Below are 17079 nucleotides of genomic sequence, written 5' to 3'. Positions count from 1 at the left end.
TGTCCGCGTCTCCTAGAGGGCCGCGTCGCCGTGCTCGCCGGTGCGCACGCGCACCACGTCGTCGAGCGTCGTGGTCCACACCTTGCCGTCCCCGATCCTGCCGGTCTGGGCGGCCTTGACGACGACGTCCACGACGGTGGACGCGTCCTCGTCCGCGACGAGGACCTCCACGCGGACCTTGGGCACCAGGTCGACCGTGTACTCGGCGCCCCGGTACACCTCGGTGTGGCCCTTCTGGCGTCCGTAGCCGCTGGCCTCGCTGACGGTCATCCCGCGGATGCCGGCGGCCTCGAGGGCGGACTTCACGTCGTCCAGGCGGTGGGGCTGGACGACCCCGGTGACGAGCTTCATGCGCGGATCTCCCTCTTGATCTGGCCGCTGGCGGAACCCTGCGGGACGGTCTCGTACGCGGACTCGCTGTGCACCGCCAGGTCGATGCCACCGACCTCGGCCTCCTCGGAGACCCGCCAGCCCATGACCGCCTTGAGCGCGATCGCGATGAGGTAGGTGATGATGCCGGAGAAGACGATCGCGACGACGGCGATGATCGCCTGGACCGCGAGCTGGTTCAGGCCGCCGCCGTAGAACAGGCCCGTCTCGGTGGCCAGGAAGCCGATGGAGACCGTGCCCCAGAGGCCGGAGACGAGGTGCACGCCCACGACGTCGAGCGAGTCGTCGTAGCCCAGCTTGTACTTCAGCCCCACCGCGAAGGCGGAGAGCACGCCGGCGATCGCGCCGACCGCGATCGAGCCCACGGGGCTGACGGACCCGGCGGCCGGGGTGATCGCGACGAGCCCGGCCACGACACCCGACGCCGCACCGAGCGACGTCGCGGAGCCGTCACGCAGCTTCTCCACCAGGAGCCAGCCGAGCACCGCGGCCGCGGTGGCGACCGTCGTGTTGACCCACGCGAGGCCGGCGAAGCCGTCGGCGGTGAAGGCGGAGCCGCCGTTGAAGCCGAACCAGCCGAACCACAGGAGCGCCGCGCCCAGCATGACGAGCGGCAGGTTGTGCGGGCGCATCGGCTCGGAGCCGAAGCCCTTGCGCTTGCCGACCACCAGGGCGAGGACCAGCGCGGCCACACCGGCGTTGATGTGCACCACGGTGCCGCCGGCGAAGTCGATCGGCGTCGCGATGGACGCGAACGGCCCGTCGCCGGACAGCAGACCGCCGCCCCAGACCATGTGCGCCATCGGGAAGTAGCAGAGGGTCACCCACACGGCCACGAAGACCATCCAGGTGCCGAACTTGGCGCGGTCGGCGATCGCGCCGGAGATCAGGGCGACGGTGATGATGGCGAACGTCGCCTGGAAGCCCACGCCCACGATGCCGGGGACGCCGAAGTCGTCGATCGCGAACTCGCCCGCGGCGTCGTAGATCGCGCCGGACAGCCCGAACTGGTCGAACGGGTTGCCGACGATCCCGCCGAGGTCGGCGCCGTAGGACATCGACCAGCCCCACAGCACGTAGACGACGCCGACGACGGCGATCGCGCCGAACGACATCATCATCATGTTCAGCACGGACTTGCCGCGCACCATCCCGCCGTAGAAGAGCGCGAGTCCAGGGGTCATCAGGAGCACGAGAGATGCCGACATCAGCATCCACGCGGTTGCTCCGGTGTCCAGCTCCATGAGTTGTTCCTCCCTCACCAGCCGGGCGGCCGGGTCGGGCACTACCGTGGTCGGGCGGGGTTTCGCCTGGAGTGTTCTGGTGTTTCGCGGGTGTGACAAGGCCCCGTCACGCGTCAACTTTGCGTTAACGGGGCCTTGTCACGGGGTGCCGCGGGGTGCCGCGGGTGCGGCGGTGGTCAGCCCAGCAGGCCGTCCACGAACTGCTCGGGGTCGAACGGCGCCAGGTCGTCGGGGCCCTCCCCCAGCCCGACGAGCTTGACCGGCACGCCGAGCTCACGCTGCACGGCGACGACGATGCCGCCGCGGGCGGTCCCGTCGAGCTTGGTGAGCACGATGCCGGTGACGCCGGCGACCTCGCTGAAGACGCGGGCCTGGTTGAGGCCGTTCTGCCCCGTCGTGGCGTCGAGCACGAGCAGCACCTCGGCGAGCGGCGCCTCCCGGGTGATGACGCGGGTGATCTTGCCCAGCTCGTCCATGAGGCCCGCCTTGTTCTGCAGGCGGCCCGCGGTGTCGACGAGGACGACGTCCGTGCCCTCGGCCTTGCCGCGCTTCACCGCGTCGAACGCGACGGCGGCCGGGTCGGCGCCGTCGCGGTCCGAGCGCACCGTCTCCACGCCCACGCGGGCGCCCCAGGTCTGCAGCTGGTCGGCGGCCGCCGCGCGGAACGTGTCGGCCGCCCCGAGCACCACGGACCGGTCCTCCGCGACCAGCACCCGCGCCAGCTTGCCGACCGTCGTCGTCTTGCCCGTGCCGTTGACGCCCACCACGAGCACGACGGCGGGCAGCCGCGTGCCGTCGTCACCGACCGGGCCGGTCGTGGCGACGTCGCGGTCCAGCGCCGGGTCGACGACCTTGAGCAGCTCCTCGCGCAGCAGGTCCCGCACGGTCTTCGGGTCACGGACGCCGAGCACGCGCACGCGCGTGCGCAGGGCCTCGAGGAGCTCCTCGGCCGGTCCGGCGCCGATGTCGGCGAGCAGGAGCGTCTCCTCGAGCTCGTCCCAGTCGTCCTCGGTGAGGTGGTCGCGGGACAGCACGCTGAGCAGCCGCGCGCCGAGCGGCGACCCCGACCGGGCGAGCCGGTCGCGCAGACGCACCAGGCGCCCGGCCACCGGCTCCGGCGTCTCGAGCGCGGGCGCCGCCGGTTCCGCCGCGGGGCCCGCGTCGACCGACGCTCCCTCCGGCGCGGGGGCCACCGTCGTGACGCCGTCGTCCCGCCGGTCGACCGGCTGGTCGATCTGCTGGTCGGGGCGCCGGCGGCGCGACCTCGGGACGAGCAGTGCGGCACCGCCGCCGACCACGACGACGACGCAGAGAAGGATCCAGAACCAGAGCTGATCAGTCACGCGGACAGTCTCCCAGAAGCGCGCGACCGCACCGCCCGGCGAGGACCGCCGGCGGAGCCCCGGACGAGGGGGTCACTCCGGCTTGCGGACGCTCCCCACGTGCCACGAGCTGCGCGCCTGCAGGCGCGCGCGGTGCAGGGCGTCGGTGAGCTCCTCCGGGTCGACGTAGCCCGGGGCGTCCTCGACCGTCGCGGCGAAGAACTCGTCCATCCCGGTCTCGACCGGGGCAGGGGGCGCGACGCGCCTGCGGCGCAGCCCGGACCGGAAGTCGCGGAGGAAGCGACCGAGGCCGGGTGCCTCGTCGTCCTGACCCTCACGACGCTCCATGACGTTGGCCACGAGGAACACCACCGCGGCGAGAACGAGGGACCCGAGGACCCAGAGGACGAACGTGAGCATGGCGTTATTCTCCCCGCGCATCGACGGTCTCGCGCATCCGCTGGGAGATGACGGTCGTCACACCGTCGCCGCGCATGGTCACGCCGTACAGCGCGTCCGCGACCTCCATCGTGCGCTTCTGGTGGGTGATGACGATGAGCTGGGAGTCCTCCTGCAGCTCGCGGAAGATCTCCAGCAGCCGGCCCAGGTTCACGTCGTCGAGCGCCGCCTCCACCTCGTCCATCACGTAGAACGGGCTGGGGCGCGCCTTGAAGATCGACACGAGGAACGCGACCGCCGTGAGCGACCGCTCCCCGCCGGACAGCAGCGACAGCCGCTTGACCTTCTTGCCCGCCGGGCGCGCCTCGACCTCGATGCCCGTGGTGAGAAGATCACCCGGCTCGGTGAGCACCAGGCGCCCCTCGCCGCCCGGGAAGAGCCGGCCGAAGACCCGCTCGAACTGCTCCGCGGTGTCGCGGAACGCCTCCGCGAAGACCTGCTGCACCCGCTCGTCGATCTCCTCGACGATGTGCAGCAGGTCCTGGCGCGACTTCTTGAGGTCCGCCAGCTGCTCCGTGAGGAACTGGTGCCGCTCCTCCAGGGCCGCGAACTCCTCCAGCGCGAGCGGATTGACCGCGCCGATGCGCGCGAGCGCACGCTCCGCCGTCGCGAGCCGCTTCTCCTGCTCCGCGCGCACGTACGGCACGGGCTCCGGGTCCGGCTCCTCCTCGGCGGCGTCGGCGGGGCGCGCCACCGGCACGTCGCGGTGCGGGCCGAACTCCTCGACCAGGACGTCGGGGTCGCTGCCCAGCTCGTCCACCGCCCGGGCCTGCAGCTGCTCGAGCCGCGCCACCTGCTGGGCGCGCGCCACCTCGTCGCGGTGCGCGACGTCGGTGAGGTCGCGCAGCTCGCCCGCGAGCCGGTCGGCGTCGGTGCGGACCGCCTCGAGCTCCCGCTGCCGCGCGCCGCGCTCCTCGTCGGCGGCGGCGCGCTCGGCCTGGGCCCGCTCGATCGAGCGGGCGAGGACGGCGAGGGCCGTGCCCGCGTCGTCGCGCACCGCGGACGCCGTCCGCGCCTCGGCCGCGCGCTGCACCGCCCGCCGCTCCGCCTTCTCCCGCGCGGCACGCTCCTGCGCCGCGGCCCGAGCGAGGCCTTGCGCACGGCCGGCGACGGCGCGCGCCCGCTCCTCGCTCGTGCGCAGCTCGAGCCGCGCCTCGGTCTCCGCCGCGCGTGCCGCGGTGGCTGCCTCCTGCGCCGCCTCGCGGGCCGCCTGCGCCTCGGCCACCTGCTCCTGCGACTGCGCGGGCTCGGCCTCGGCGACCTCGAGGCGCCGGGCCAGCTCGGCGAGCTCCGCCTCGTCGGCCTCCCGGCGCTCAGCGGCCTGGGCGAGCGTCGCGCGGTGCCGCTCGGCCTCCGCGAGCGCGGACCGGTGCGCCGAGCCCAGCGTGCCGAGCTGCTCCGCGACGGCGGCGAGGGCGGCGTCCGACTCGTGCAGCCGGGCGAGGGTGTCGTCGTGGACGGCCTGCGCGGCCTCGAGACGCTCGCGCGCCCCGACCAGCTCGAAGCGGCAGCGCTCGCCGCGGGCGGCCGCGTCGTCGAGCCCCTCCTTGGCCTCGTCGAGCGCCGACGTCAGATGCAGCACGCTCGGCGCGGCCGCGGAGCCGCCCCAGGCCCGCGCCGCGCCCAGCAGGTCGCCGGCCCGCGTCACGGCGACGACGCCGGGTGCCTTCTGGACCAGGGCGCGCGCCTGGGCCAGGTCGTCCACCACGACCACGTCGCGCAGCAGCGCGCGCAGCGGGGCGGCCGCGGGCCCTGCCACGGTGACGACGTCGGGCGCCCGGCGCGCGCCGTCGGGGAGGTCGGCGGCGACCGGGGACGTGCCCGGCGCGCCGTCGTCGGTGCCGCCCACGACGAGCCCGGCACGGCCGGCGTCGTCGTCGCGCAGGCGGCGCAGCGCGTCGACCGCCGCGTCGAGGTCGCGCACAGCCACGGCGTCCGCGACCGGGCCGAGGGCGGCCGTCACCGCGTCCTCGTAGCCCGCCTGTACGCCGAGCAGCGCGGCGACCGAGCCGAGCACGCCGGGCGCGGCGTCCGCGAGCAGGGCGCCCGCGCCGTCCTTGCGGTCCAGGCTGAGCTCGAGGGCCTCGACCCGCGCGCTCCAGGTGGCGCGGTCGCGCTCGGCCTCCGCCGCGCGGGCCTCGAGGTCCTGCACGGCCGCCTGCGCCTCGGCGAGCGCCGTCGTCGCCTCCTCGTGCCGGGCGTCGAGGTCCTCCTCGCCCTCCTCGGCGCCCACGACCTGCACCTCGAGCGCGCCGAACTCGCGCGCCGCCTCCTCGGCCCGGCGCTCCGCCTCGGCGACGACCTCGCGCACGCGCTCCAGCTCCGCGTCCCCCGCCTCGACACGGCTGCGGCGCGCGGCCACCTGCCCGGACAGCCGGGCGAGGCCCTCGCGCCGGTCGGCGGCGCCGCGGTGCAGGGTCGCGAGCTCGCGCTCCGCGGCGTCCGCGGCCTTCTCGGCGTCGGTGCGCGCGGCGACCGCGGACTCGAGCGCGGCGCGCGCGAGCTCGACCTCGCGGGTCAGCTCCGCCTCCGTGGCCCGCGCCCGCTCGGCCTGTGCCTCCAGGTCGGCCGGGTCCTGGCCGCGGTGCTCCGGCTCGGTGGCGCCCAGCAGCCGCACCCGCTCGTCGGCGAGCGTGGCCAGCCCTCGCAGCCGCTCGCGCAGCGCGCTCAGCGCGTGGAAGGCGTCGGCCGCGCGGCCGGCGTCCGCGACCGCGGCGGACGCCGCGACCTCGAGCCGCGCCAGGTGCTCCCGCGCCCGCTCCAGTCCCCGCTCCGTCTCCTGCTGACGCTCGCGCAGCGCCGCCTCGTCGGCCCGCTCCTGGGCCATCTGGGCGGTGAGCTGGGCCAGGTCGTCGGCGAGGAGCCGGGCCTTCGCGTCCCGCAGGTCGGCCTGGACGGTCCGTGCCCTGCGCGCCGCCTCCGCCTGCCTCCCGAGCGGGCCGAGCTGGCGGCGCAGCTCCGCGGTGAGGTCCGTGAGGCGCGCGAGATTGCCCTGCATCGCCTCGAGCTTGCGCAGCGCCTTCTCCTTGCGCTTGCGGTGCTTGAGGACGCCGGCCGCCTCCTCGACGAAGCCGCGGCGGTCGTCGGGGGTGGCGCGCAGCACGGCGTCGAGCTGCCCCTGCCCCACCACGACGTGCATCTCGCGGCCGATGCCGGAGTCGCTCAGCAGCTCCTGGATGTCGAGGAGCCGGCACGAGGTGCCGTTGATCGCGTACTCCGACCCGCCGCTGCGGAACAGCGTGCGGGTGATCGTCACCTCGGTGTAGTCGATCGGCAGCGCGCCGTCGGTGTTGTCGATCGTGAGGGACACCTCGGCCCGGCCGAGCGGCGGACGGCCGGCGGTGCCGGCGAAGATGACGTCCTCCATCTTGCCGCCGCGCAGCGACTTGGCGCCCTGCTCCCCCATCACCCACGACAGCGCGTCGACCACGTTCGACTTGCCCGAGCCGTTCGGCCCGACGACGCACGTGATGCCCGGCTCGAGGCTCAGCGTCGTCGCCGAGGCGAACGACTTGAAGCCGCGGAGCGTGAGCGTCTTGAGGTGCACCCGGCGAGCCTAACCGCCGGATCCCGACGATCCGCGGAACTACGCCGGTCCCGCCCGGAGACGTCCGGACACGCCGACGGCCGGGCCCGTGCGGGCCCGGCCGTGCGACGTGGTGCGTGCGTGTGGCGTGACGTGCGAGGGCTCAGAGGTTCGGGAACCAGAGGCCGATCTCGCGGGCCGCGGACTCGGGCGAGTCGGAGCCGTGCACCAGGTTCTGCTGCACCTTGAGTCCCCAGTCGCGGCCGAGGTCGCCGCGGATGGTGCCGGGGGCCGCCTCGGTGGGGTTGGTCGCGCCCGCCAGCGAACGGAACCCGGGGATGACGCCCTGGCCCTCGGCGACGACGGCGAGCGTCGGGCCCGAGAGCATGAAGTCGACGAGCGGCTGGTAGAACGGCTTGCCCTCGTGCTCCGCGTAGTGCGCGGCGAGGAGCTCGGTCGTGGCCTGCTTCAGCTCGACGGCGACGAGCGTGTAGCCCTTCGCCTCGATGCGCCGCAGCACCTCGCCGGACAGGCCGCGGCGGACGCCGTCGGGCTTGACGAGCACCAGGGTGCGCTCGATGGCGGGCTCGGCGGGCAGTTTCGTGTCTGCGGCGTCGGTCATGGCGGAAAGCCTATCGGCGCCGAGGGTGCCTTCGACCACGCGATCCGTACCGCCATCACGTGAATGACGACACAGATCCCGTGCTCGAAGGGTTCGACGCTGCCCCCAGGCATCGACTGTCCACAGGGCGCCCGGCTGCGCACGAGGGGGCCGCCGCGCGGTGGTCGAGTGCGGAGATGCGCCCGCTCTCCCCTCCACCGGACCGAGTCCTCGACGTCGCACGTGCGCAGGCCGGTCTGATCACGACCGCCCAGTGCGAGGCGGCCGGGATGACCCGGACCCGCCTCGCACGGATGGCGCGACAGGGCAGATGGGTGCGGGTGGCGCCAAGCGTCTACGACACGGACCCGGTACCGGTCGAGCACCGTGAGCGCCCCGACCTCTTCGACCATCGACGGCGTTGGTCGGCGTGGCGCGCCGTCCTCGCCCTCGGTCCGAACGCGATGCCCGTCGGCCAGAGCGCACTCGTCTTCCACGGGATCCGGGGGCTCCCCGTCCGGATCACACCCGAGGCGAGCCTCCCCGGCGCGGCCCGACTCCAGCCAGACGTCGCCGTCGTCCGCCAGTACGACCCGGCGACACCGACGAAGCTGGTCGCCGGGCGCAGGGTCCCCACCGTGCTCCATGCCCTGGCGCAAGCCGTCCCGACGCTCGACCGGCGGCACGCGGTCGCGGTCCTGGACGACGCCGTCCACCAGGGCCTCATCACGCGCGCCCAGGTGGAGCAGGCCCACGACCTCGCTCGCGGACGCCGCGGGGTCGAGCGCACCCACGCCTGGTGGCAGCTGGTCGACGGGCGCGCCGAGTCCCCGCTCGAGACGGCGGTCCGCCTCGAGTGCATCGACGCCGACGTTCCTCCGGACGACCTGCAGCGCGTGCTCGTCGACGACCGGGGGACGTTCCTCGGACGCGGCGACATGGTGTGGCGCCTGCCCGACGGCCGATGGTTCTGGCTCGAGGCGGACGGCTCCGAGGTGCATACCGCACCTGCGGCCCTCTACGAGGACCGGCGGCGGCAGAACGCCCTCGTCGCCGACGGCGGAGTGGTGATGCAGCGGGTCACCGGCCGTGACCTCTACGGTCCCGTCGGGCTCGGACACCAGATCGCCGCGCGGCTGCGCAACCTCGGCTGGGTTCCCGGACAACCCCTCCCTCAGCAGCCGAGCACCCTTCGAGCACGGGATCCGTATCGCTCAACCGGTGTATAGCGATACGGATCCCGTGCTCGAAGGGTGCTCGGGTCAGAGGTTCGGCGCCGTCTCCGGGTGCTCGGCGTCGTACTCCGCACGCTCGCGGTCGATGCGGCCGCCCAGGCGCAGCGAGACGACCCACATCGCGACGAACACCACGCCGACGACGAACATCATCGGCAGCAGCAGGCCCATCGCCAGCACGGGCACCTGCACGACCGTGCCCGCGTAGTACCCCATCGGCGTCCCGACCATGCGGGACATCACCAGGAGCACCACGAACAGCACGCCGATCACGAGCCACAGGGCGAGCGGCGACTCGATCACCAGGGGGCCGCGCTCGTAGCCGGTGTTCCGCAGCCCGTAGAGGGCGACGCCGGCGAACAGCACCACGAACGCCTCCAGCTGCAGCATCATCGACGTGAACTGCACCTTGGCGGGCTTGCGGGGCTTGATGCGGTCCCCCGGGCGGGGACGGTCGTCCTTCTTGCTCACGACCCCACGATATCCGCGCGCTCGCGGGTGCCGGGACCGTCGTCGTCGGAGACCTCCGACACGCCGTCCGCGACCGGCAGCTCGTCGAGCGCCCCGGCCTTGGCCGGGTCCGCGACCGCCTCGCCGCGCGCCACCATGCCGGCGACGTCGGACAGCTTGATCACGGGCAGGAAGAACGCCAGCACGAGGCCGACGAGGACGAGCGGCACGAGGTACCAGAACGACGGCGCGAGGGCGTCGGCGTAGGCGTCGATGATGCCCGACTTGAGCGGCTCGGGCAGCGACTGCACGACGCCCGGCGTGAGGCTCGACTCCCCCGCGCCGCCGGCCCCGGCGGGCGCCCCGGCGAAGACCTCGGTGAGGTTGTCCGTGAGGCGGGTGGTGAAGATCGTCGTGAACAGGGCGGAGCCCACGGCCGCGCCGATCTCGCGGAAGAAGTTGTTGGAGCTCGTGGCCGTGCCCAGCTCGTGCGGGTCGACGGCGTTCTGCACCGCCAGCACGACGGTCTGCATCACGAGGCCCATGCCGGCGCCGAGCGTGAAGATCATCGCGCCGAAGGTCCACATCGACATGTCGCCGGTGAGGCCGGTCAGCCAGACCATCGCCAGGGCGACCACGATCAGGCCGGCCACCGGGTAGGCCTTGTACTTCCCCGTCTTGGAGATCGCGATACCCGAGACGATGGAGGTGAGCATCATGCCGGCCATCATCGGGAGCATCAGCCAGCCCGACTCGGTGACACCGGCGCCCGTGGACATCTGCAGGAACGTCGGGATCATGGCCATCGCGGAGAACATGCCCATGCCCAGCACGAGCCCGATCAGCGTCGTGATGGTGAACGTACGGTTCCTGAACAGCCGCAGCGGGATCAGCGGCTCGGCGACGCGCGTCTCGACGAGGATGAACGCGGCCACGGCGGCGAGCGTCAGCACGAGGAGCCCGGACAGGCGCCAGTCGGTCCAGTCGTAGCCGGACGACGACAGGGACTCCCAGCTGGTGATGAGCACGATGCCCGTCGTGGCCACGGCCATCGTGACGATGCCGCCCCAGTCGACGGGGCGGGTCGAGCGGTGCGAGGGCAGCTTGAGCGCGAACCAGGCGACGACGAACGCGGCGACGCCGACGGGCAGGTTGATCCAGAAGGTCCACCGCCAGCCGGGGCCCTCGGTGAGCCAGCCGCCCAGGAGCGGGCCGAGGACGGCCGAGATGCCGAACAGGGCGCCGAGCGGACCCATGTACTTGCCGCGCTCGGAGGCCGGCACGATGTCGGCGATGATCGACTGCGACAGGATCATCAGGCCGCCGCCGCCGAGGCCCTGGAGGGCGCGCCACAGGACGAGCTCGATCATGTTCTGCGACAGCGCGGCGCCCACGGACGCGAGCGTGAACAGCCCGATCGCGACGAGGAACGGCCAGCGCCGGCCCATGAGGTCGCCGAACTTGCCGTACAGGGGCATGCCGATGGCGACGGCCAGGATGTAGGCGGTGACGACCCACCCCTGGTGCTCGACGCCGTTGAGCTCGCCGACGATCGTGGGCATCGCGGTGCCGACGATCGTCTGGTCGAGGGAGGACAGGAACATCGACGCCATCAGGGCGCCGAAGATCAGCCAGACGGTGCGCTGCGTCAGGACGACGACGGGCTTGTCCGGCGCGGCAGCAGGGGCACTGCTCATGGGACACCTCGGATCGGTGGCGCGCGGGGGCGCCGGGGTAGTGACGGGGGCTGGGGTGCTCGAGGAGGGCGTGCGGGCGGAGGTGCCCGACGCTCAGGAGGTGAGGACGGCGGCGAGCTGGCCGACGACGTGCGGCACGTGGTCGCCGACGTCGCCCTCGTGGCCGGTGCGCGCCCAGTCGTCCATCGCCGCCCGCGTGACGACGAAGACGACCATGGCGCACATCTCGGGGTCGGCCGGCAGGGGTGCCGCCTCGTGCCGCCGCTCGAACAGCGCGACGACCTGGGTCTTGTGCCGCTCGAACCACGCGAAGTGGCGGCCGAGCAGGCGCGGCTCGAGCTGCAGGATCTCCATCACCTGCTCGCCCTGGTGCTTGCCGGGGCCGGCGAACGCGGAGAGCAACGACCGGACGAGCACCTCGAGGTCCGCCGCCAGACGCCCGGTGGGGCCCCCGGCCGCGAATGCCTCGCGGGTCTCGGCGCTCAGCTCGAACGACCCCTGACCGAGCACCGCGTCGTCCTTCGACTCGAAGTAGTTGAAGAACGTGCGGGGCGAGATCTGGGCCGCCTCGGCGATCTCCTCCACCGTCACGGCGTCCAGGCCTCGCTCGAGCACGAGGCGCTGGGCGGCGTCGACGATCGCGTCCGTGCGCGCGCGCTTCTTGCGCTCACGCAGTCCGAGGTCGCCGGCGGGAGGAGTCACCGGACAATCATGCACCCACTGCAATATTGCACCAAGTGCAATTTCCTGTGAGCGTGATCACACCTCGCCGAAGCCGCCCTCGATCAGCCCGACGACGGTGGCCACGGCGTCGCGCGCGTCCGCCCCGTGCGCGGACACCTCGACCTCGGTGCCCGCGGCGGTGCCGAGCGCCATGAGCTGCAGCACGCTCGTCGCGTCGACGCCCTGGAGGGTGACCGGCCCGCCGAACGCCGCCGCGGCCCGCGCCACCACCGCCGCCGGGCGGGCATGCAGGCCCAGCGGGTTGCGGATCACGACGCGGGCGCTGGCCGTCGCGGTGGTCTCGACCGGCTCGAGCGACGGATCGGCGGGAGCCGGGGCAGGTGCAGGTGCAGCGGGCGCCCCCGCGCCCTCGGCGGCGGCCAGCACCGCGTCCAGCCCGGCGCCCTGCTGCGCCGCCACCGCCGCGGCGACCGCGCCCTCGACGAACGGCGCGTCGGCGAGGCGCACCCGGCTGACCAGGTCCTCGTCGAGATCGAGCGCCGTCTCGACGGTCAGCACGGCGGAGCCCAGGTCGGCCAGCACGACGACGCCGTCGACGCGCGGCAGCGCGCGCCCGAGGGCGTCCTGCACGACCTCCAACGACGTGCCCAGGCCGCCGGCGCCGTCGCCCGCCCCGCTCTCCAGGACGACGTCCGGCGCCATCTCGCGGGCCAGCTCGACCGTCCCGTCGGCGAGGCGCGCCGAGTGGGAGACGAGCAGCAGCCCGACGCTCACTCCCCGACCGCCTCCGCCTCGCCCGCCACGGCACCCGGCGTGGCGTCGGGCGTGGCGCCGGGCGTGGCGCCGAGCGCCGCGTCGAGCGCCGCGCGCAGCACCAGCGCCGTCGAGCGCGCGCCCGGGTCCTCGTGGCCGGCGCTCCGCTCCCCCAGGTAGGACGCCCGGCCCTTGGTCGCCACGAGCGGGATCGTGCCCGTCGCGCCGGCGTCGGCCGCGTCGGCGGCCGCCCGCAGCACCTCGACCGGCTCCTGGCCGGCGTCCGCGGCGGCGGTGGCCGCCTCGACCGCGGGGGCGAGGGCGTCGACCATCGTCTTCTCCCCCACCTGCGCCTTGCCGCGCGACGTCACGCCCTCGAGCGCGGCGTCGAGCAGGACGACGACGCCGGACCCGTCCACGCTGGGGCGGGCCGACCGCTTCGCCGCCCGCAGGAACGCCGTCCCGTACAGCGGGCCGGAGGCGCCGCCGACCTTCGACATGAGGGTGGTGGCCACGAGCATGAGCACGTCGCCGACCTCCGCGCGCTCCGGGGCCCCCGGGTCGTCCAGCTTCGCGACCACGGCCTGGAACCCGCGGTGCAGGTTCTCCCCGTGGTCGCCGTCCCCGATCTGCCGGTCGAGCTCCGTGAGCTCGTCCTTCGACCCCGCCACGACGTCGGCGGTGCGCCGCACCCAACGCTCCGCCCATGCCACGTCGAGCCCCATGACCGCACGCCTCCTCGCCTCGGGGCGCCCCGCGACGCCCGTCACCAGTGCAACGCCACCGTGCGCACCGGCGCGTCCCACAGCTCCCGCAGCTCGTCGTCCAGCCGCAGCACCGTGATCGACGCGCCCTGCATCTCCAGCGACGTCACGTAGTTGCCCACGAGCGACCGGGAGACGGTGACACCGCGCTCCTCGAGCAGCCCGCGCGCTCGACCATAGACGACGTACAGCTCGGACAGCGGCGTGCCGCCCATCCCGTTGACGAACAGGAGCACGTCGTCGCCGTCGGTCAGGCGCAGGTCGTCGGCGACCGGGTCGAGCAGGCTGCGCGTGATCCCGGTGGCGCCCGTGAAGGGGATGCGGTGCCGGCCGGGCTCGCCGTGGATGCCGATGCCGATCTCGACCTCGTCGTCGGGCAGGTCGAACGACGGCTTGCCGACGTGCGGCACCGTGCACGCCGTGAGCGCGACGCCCATGGTGCGCACGTTCGCCACGACCCGTCCGGCGACCTCGGTGACCGCGCCGAGGTCGTCGCCGCGAGCGGCGGCGGCGCCCGCGATCTTCTCCACGCAGACCGTGCCGGCGACGCCGCGGCGGCCGGCCGTGTACAGGGAGTCCTCGACGGCGACGTCGTCGTTGACGAGGATCGTCGTGACCTGCGAGCCCTCGGCCTCGACGAGCTCGACGGCGGTCTCGAAGTTGAGCACGTCGCCTGTGTAGTTCTTGACGATCGCCACGACGCCGGCGCCCGAGTCCGCGCCGAGGACCGCCGGCACGATCTGGTCCGGCGTGGGCGACGTGAACACCGCGCCCGGCACCGCCGCGTCGAGCATCCCGTCGCCGACGAACCCGGCGTGCAGCGGCTCGTGCCCGGAGCCGCCGCCGCTGACCAGCCCCACCTTGCCCGGCACGGGGCCGCCGGCCCGCGACACGTACACGGGCTCGTCGTGCACCTCGACCAGGTCGGCGTGGGCGAGCCCGAATCCCGCGAGCGAGTCGGTCACCGCGTCCGCGGGGTCGTCGAGCAGCTTCTTCATGTCGCGCCTCCTCGCCTGGCACCGCCCTGCAGCGCGGCGGCCTGCCCCCATCCAACACCCGGGCGCCACACCACGCAGCACCCCCGCGGGATGTCGGGCGGGTGATCGTGCGTGCGCCCTCCCGACGTCCCGGACGGGTGCGTCAGCCGCGGCCGAGCAGGATCCGGGCGTCCGCGACCGTGATGACCGAGCCGGTGACGAGCACGCCGCGCCCGGTGCCGACGCCCACCTGGTCGCCGCTCTCGGCGAGGTCGGCCGCCACCTGCAGCGCCTCGTCGAGGCGCGCGGCCGTGCGGACCCGGTCCTCGCCGAAGATCTCCTGGGCCACCTCGAGCAGGTCCTCGGGGTCGGCCGAGCGGGCCGACGAGTTCTTCGTGAGGACGAGCTCGGTGAGCGCCGGCTCCAGGGTCGCGAGCAGCCCTTCGACGTCCTTGTCCGCCATCACGGCGACGACGCCGACCAGGCGCGGGAGGTCGAACTCCTCGTCGAGCGCGTCGACGAGGGCCTGCGCCCCGTGCGGGTTGTGCGCCGCGTCCACCAGCACGGTCGGGCTGGAGCGCACCACCTCGAGGCGCCCCGGCACGACGACGTCGGCGAACGCCGTCTCGACCACCCCGCCGTCCAGGGCACGGCCGCCGAGCAACGCCTCCACCGCGGCGAGCGCGAGGAGCGCGTTGTGGGCCTGGTACGCGCCGTGCAGGGGCACCAGCACCTCGGTGTAGAGGCCGGCGGGGGTGCGCAGGTCGACGAGCTGTCCGCCGACGGCCGCCCGGCGGCCGGCGACCTCGAGCTCCACGCCCTCGCGCAGCAGGTGCGCCGAGACCTCCGCCGCCCGCTCGCGCAGGATCTCGTCGACGACGACGTCCTGCTCGGCGCTGACGACCGTGGCGCCCTCCTTGACGATGCCGGACTTCTCGGTGGCGATCTCGGCCAGCGTGGAGCCGAGCCAGCGCTCGTGGTCGATGCCGACCGGGGTGAGCACCGCGACCTCGCCGTCCACGACGTTGGTGGAGTCCCACCGGCCGCCCATCCCGACCTCGACCACCGCGACGTCGACCGGGGCGTCCGCGAAGGCGGCGACCGCCATGACGGTGAGCACCTCGAAGAAGCTGAGGCGCGGGCCGTCCGCCTCCTGCGACTCGCGGTCGACGACGCCGATGTACGGCGCGACGTCCTCCCACACCTCGACGAACCGCGCGGCGCTGAGCGGCTCGCCGTCCACCTGGATGCGCTCGGTGACGCTCGTGAGGTGGGGCGAGGTGAACAGGCCGGTGCGCAGCCCGTGCTCGCGCACCAGGCGCTCGGTCATGCGCGCCGTCGACGACTTGCCGTTCGTGCCCGTGAGGTGGATGGCGCGGAACGCGTGCTGCGGGTCGCCGAGGAGCTCGAGCACCCGCCGGACGCGGTCGAGCGTCGGGTCGATGTCGTGCTCCGGCGCCCGCGACATGATCTCCGCGTAGACCTCGCGCAGCGACTCCTGCGCCACGGCGTCCTCCGCCGCCGCGCGGGCGGCCTGGCGCTCGGCCGTGCGGGCCTTGCGCGCGGCGGACGAGGGCTTGTTCTCAGCGTCGGGGGTCACCCCCGAAGGATAGGCGCTGCGCGCCCGACCGTCGGGGCCCGCGACGGTCGTTCAGCGCGGCGCGAGCACCACGACCGGGGTCTCCCCGGCGCGGTGCGCGGCGAACCGGTCGATCTCGCCCCAGCCCTGGTGGCGGCCGACGAGCGCCCACAGCCGGCCGCGCTCCTCGCCCTGCGCCGCCGTCGCGCGCACGGGGCGCGGCCCGTCGACCGTGTCCACCTCCGCGTCGGGGTGCGCCCGCAGGTTGAGCCACCACGCCGGCGGCGGGTCGCCCCAGCCGTTCATCGCGAGGGTGACGTATCGGCCCTCGTCCTCGACGTACCCGAGGATCACGGCGCGCTCCTGGCCGCTGCGGCGTCCCACGACGCGCAGGCGCAGCATGCCGAACTTGCCGCCGGGGGTCGGCCGGCGCAGCGGCCACCGCCCGCCGCTGATCCGGTAGCCGGCGCGCTGGACCGCCCACGCCGACCGCACGAACCAGCGTGGCGGCACGAAAGGGCGCTTCTCGGGGGCGGGTATCGCGGCCATGCGGGACTCCTCGCGGGGAGCCGGCGCCGTCGCGCCGGGGAGCACCAGGCTAGCCCCGGCCGGCGGCCGCGCGCCGCTGTCGTCGGCCGGGGCTACCGTCGGGCCGTGGCCGCACACCCGGACTCCCCCGACGCTCCCGTCCGCCTCGCCCGCCGCACCGTCCCGGGCCCGCCCGGGACGCGCGCGGCGCCCGTCGTCCTCCTGCACGGCGGGGGCGGCGACGGCTCCACGTGGGACCCGCTGGTCGGGCCCCTGGCACGCCGCGCCGACGTCGTCGTGCCGGATCTGCGCGGCGCGGGCCGCAGCCCGGCCGTCGGCGCGGCGTCGGTGACCGCGCTGCGCGACGACGTGCTCCGCCTGCTCGACGACCTCGCCCTCAACCGGGTCGTGCTGGTCGGGCACTCGCTCGGGGCGCTCCTCGGGCTGCTCGTGGCCGTGCACGACCCGGGCCGGGTCGCGGCCCTCGTGCTCGAGGAGTGCCCGCCCCTGGAGCCGCTCGGCCTGCCGGTGCCGGACGCCTCGGACGACGCGTCGTTCTACGAGCGCCGCATCCGCCCGGCCGTGCTCGCCGCGCTCAACGCGCCCGAGCGCGCGTGGGTGGACGGCCTGGCCGGGGTGCGCGCACCAGCCCTCGTCGTCGGCGGCGGCCCCGAGAGCTTCCTGCCGCAGGACGCGATGGCGCGGATGGCCGCGCGCCTGCCCGACGCGCGGTTCGTCACGCTGCCGGGCGGCCACCTGGTGCACCCGACCCACCCCGACGCCTTCCTGGGGGGGGGGGGGGGGGTTTTTTACCTCTCTCCCGGAAGGACCGTTTGGGGGGGGTGGCGGGTGGGTCCGCACGAAGGCCCG

At 74.5% G+C, this 17079-nt stretch carries 16 protein-coding genes; 2 read left to right on the top strand and 14 right to left on the bottom strand.

Going from position 1 to position 17079, the window contains the following annotated elements:
- Nucleotides 1-12: 12 nt before the first annotated feature.
- The 6 genes from ACFCZN_RS03595 to ndk all read right to left on the bottom strand — a co-directional run bounded on the left by ACFCZN_RS03595 (nt 13) and on the right by ndk (nt 7563).
- A complete protein-coding gene (locus ACFCZN_RS03595; RefSeq protein WP_429728391.1) occupies nt 13-351 on the bottom strand; it encodes a P-II family nitrogen regulator in 339 nt (112 codons plus the stop codon).
- Nucleotides 348-1634, bottom strand: a complete 1287-nt coding sequence (locus ACFCZN_RS03590) for an ammonium transporter (RefSeq protein WP_429762300.1) — start codon at nt 1632-1634, stop codon at nt 348-350. Before ACFCZN_RS03590 ends, ACFCZN_RS03595 begins: the two co-directional genes overlap by 4 nt.
- 176 nt (nt 1635-1810) lie before the next feature.
- On the bottom strand, nt 1811-2977 hold the full coding sequence (gene ftsY, locus ACFCZN_RS03585) for a signal recognition particle-docking protein FtsY (protein ID WP_430555834.1): 1167 nt from the start codon (nt 2975-2977) through the stop codon (nt 1811-1813).
- 72 nt (nt 2978-3049) lie between these two features.
- The gene (locus ACFCZN_RS03580) at nt 3050-3376 is read right to left on the bottom strand and encodes a hypothetical protein (protein ID WP_429762302.1); all 327 of its coding nucleotides are present in this window, start codon (nt 3374-3376) and stop codon (nt 3050-3052) included.
- Nucleotides 3377-3380: 4 nt separating this feature from the next.
- Nucleotides 3381-6962 (bottom strand): chromosome segregation protein SMC, encoded by a 3582-nt coding sequence (gene smc / locus ACFCZN_RS03575; protein WP_430555833.1) that lies wholly within the window; start codon nt 6960-6962, stop codon nt 3381-3383.
- Nucleotides 6963-7104: 142 nt separating this feature from the next.
- Nucleotides 7105-7563 carry a nucleoside-diphosphate kinase gene (ndk, locus tag ACFCZN_RS03570; protein ID WP_429762304.1) on the bottom strand — a complete coding sequence of 153 codons (459 nt, stop codon included), beginning with the start codon at nt 7561-7563 and terminating at the stop codon, nt 7105-7107.
- 176 nt (nt 7564-7739) lie between these two features.
- Between ndk and ACFCZN_RS03565 the strand changes: the two genes are divergently transcribed.
- Entirely contained in the window at nt 7740-8771 is a 1032-nt protein-coding gene (locus ACFCZN_RS03565) for a type IV toxin-antitoxin system AbiEi family antitoxin domain-containing protein (RefSeq protein WP_430555832.1), read from the top strand.
- A gap of 33 nt (nt 8772-8804) precedes the next feature.
- Here ACFCZN_RS03565 and ACFCZN_RS03560 read toward each other — a convergent pair whose 3' ends face one another.
- The 8 genes from ACFCZN_RS03560 to ACFCZN_RS03525 all read right to left on the bottom strand — a co-directional run bounded on the left by ACFCZN_RS03560 (nt 8805) and on the right by ACFCZN_RS03525 (nt 16230).
- Nucleotides 8805-9248, bottom strand: a complete 444-nt coding sequence (locus tag ACFCZN_RS03560; RefSeq protein ID WP_429762306.1) for a DUF4233 domain-containing protein — start codon at nt 9246-9248, stop codon at nt 8805-8807.
- A complete protein-coding gene (locus ACFCZN_RS03555; RefSeq protein WP_430555831.1) occupies nt 9245-10924 on the bottom strand; it encodes an MDR family MFS transporter in 1680 nt (559 codons plus the stop codon). Before ACFCZN_RS03555 ends, ACFCZN_RS03560 begins: the two co-directional genes overlap by 4 nt.
- A 93-nt stretch (nt 10925-11017) precedes the next feature.
- Entirely contained in the window at nt 11018-11626 is a 609-nt protein-coding gene (locus ACFCZN_RS03550; RefSeq protein ID WP_430555830.1) for a TetR/AcrR family transcriptional regulator, read from the bottom strand.
- A 57-nt stretch (nt 11627-11683) separates the two neighbouring features.
- Nucleotides 11684-12382, bottom strand: coding sequence for a dihydroxyacetone kinase phosphoryl donor subunit DhaM (gene dhaM, locus ACFCZN_RS03545; RefSeq protein WP_430555829.1), 699 nt, complete (start codon nt 12380-12382; stop codon nt 11684-11686).
- Nucleotides 12379-13086 carry a dihydroxyacetone kinase subunit DhaL gene (dhaL, locus tag ACFCZN_RS03540; protein WP_430555828.1) on the bottom strand — a complete coding sequence of 236 codons (708 nt, stop codon included), beginning with the start codon at nt 13084-13086 and terminating at the stop codon, nt 12379-12381. Before dhaL ends, dhaM begins: the two co-directional genes overlap by 4 nt.
- A 41-nt stretch (nt 13087-13127) precedes the next feature.
- Nucleotides 13128-14123, bottom strand: a complete 996-nt coding sequence (gene dhaK, locus ACFCZN_RS03535; RefSeq protein ID WP_430555827.1) for a dihydroxyacetone kinase subunit DhaK — start codon at nt 14121-14123, stop codon at nt 13128-13130.
- Between the two features lie 142 nt (nt 14124-14265).
- Nucleotides 14266-15702: a bifunctional folylpolyglutamate synthase/dihydrofolate synthase gene (locus ACFCZN_RS03530; RefSeq protein WP_429762313.1), complete on the bottom strand. Its 1437-nt coding sequence runs from the start codon at nt 15700-15702 to the stop codon at nt 14266-14268.
- A 51-nt stretch (nt 15703-15753) separates the two neighbouring features.
- Nucleotides 15754-16230: a nitroreductase/quinone reductase family protein gene (locus ACFCZN_RS03525; RefSeq protein WP_430555826.1), complete on the bottom strand. Its 477-nt coding sequence runs from the start codon at nt 16228-16230 to the stop codon at nt 15754-15756.
- A gap of 105 nt (nt 16231-16335) precedes the next feature.
- On the opposite strand from ACFCZN_RS03525, the gene ACFCZN_RS03520 reads away from it, so the two are divergent.
- Nucleotides 16336-17079 (top strand): alpha/beta fold hydrolase (locus ACFCZN_RS03520; RefSeq protein ID WP_430555825.1); only part of this gene is annotated, 744 nt, incomplete at its 3' end.

The organism is Isoptericola sp. NPDC056134 (assembly GCF_042264825.1).
Classification (GTDB): Bacteria; Actinomycetota; Actinomycetes; order Actinomycetales; family Cellulomonadaceae; genus Isoptericola; species Isoptericola nanjingensis.
The sequence above is the reverse complement of the archived record's forward strand: the minus strand, read 5'-3'. Positions and strand labels throughout refer to the sequence as shown.

What these genes read in the sequence shown, in the direction of transcription:
- ACFCZN_RS03595 (WP_429728391.1), bottom strand. Translation starts at nt 351, where the DNA reads ATGAAGCTCGTCACCGGGGTCGTCCAGCCCCACCGCCTGGACGACGTG.
- ACFCZN_RS03590 (WP_429762300.1), bottom strand. Translation starts at nt 1,634, where the DNA reads ATGGAGCTGGACACCGGAGCAACCGCGTGGATGCTGATGTCGGCATCT.
- ACFCZN_RS03580 (WP_429762302.1), bottom strand. Translation starts at nt 3,376, where the DNA reads ATGCTCACGTTCGTCCTCTGGGTCCTCGGGTCCCTCGTTCTCGCCGCG.
- ndk (WP_429762304.1), bottom strand. Translation starts at nt 7,563, where the DNA reads ATGACCGACGCCGCAGACACGAAACTGCCCGCCGAGCCCGCCATCGAG.
- ACFCZN_RS03565 (WP_430555832.1), top strand. Translation starts at nt 7,740, where the DNA reads ATGCGCCCGCTCTCCCCTCCACCGGACCGAGTCCTCGACGTCGCACGT.
- ACFCZN_RS03555 (WP_430555831.1), bottom strand. Translation starts at nt 10,924, where the DNA reads ATGAGCAGTGCCCCTGCTGCCGCGCCGGACAAGCCCGTCGTCGTCCTG.
- dhaL (WP_430555828.1), bottom strand. Translation starts at nt 13,086, where the DNA reads ATGGGGCTCGACGTGGCATGGGCGGAGCGTTGGGTGCGGCGCACCGCC.
- dhaK (WP_430555827.1), bottom strand. Translation starts at nt 14,123, where the DNA reads ATGAAGAAGCTGCTCGACGACCCCGCGGACGCGGTGACCGACTCGCTC.
- ACFCZN_RS03525 (WP_430555826.1), bottom strand. Translation starts at nt 16,230, where the DNA reads ATGGCCGCGATACCCGCCCCCGAGAAGCGCCCTTTCGTGCCGCCACGC.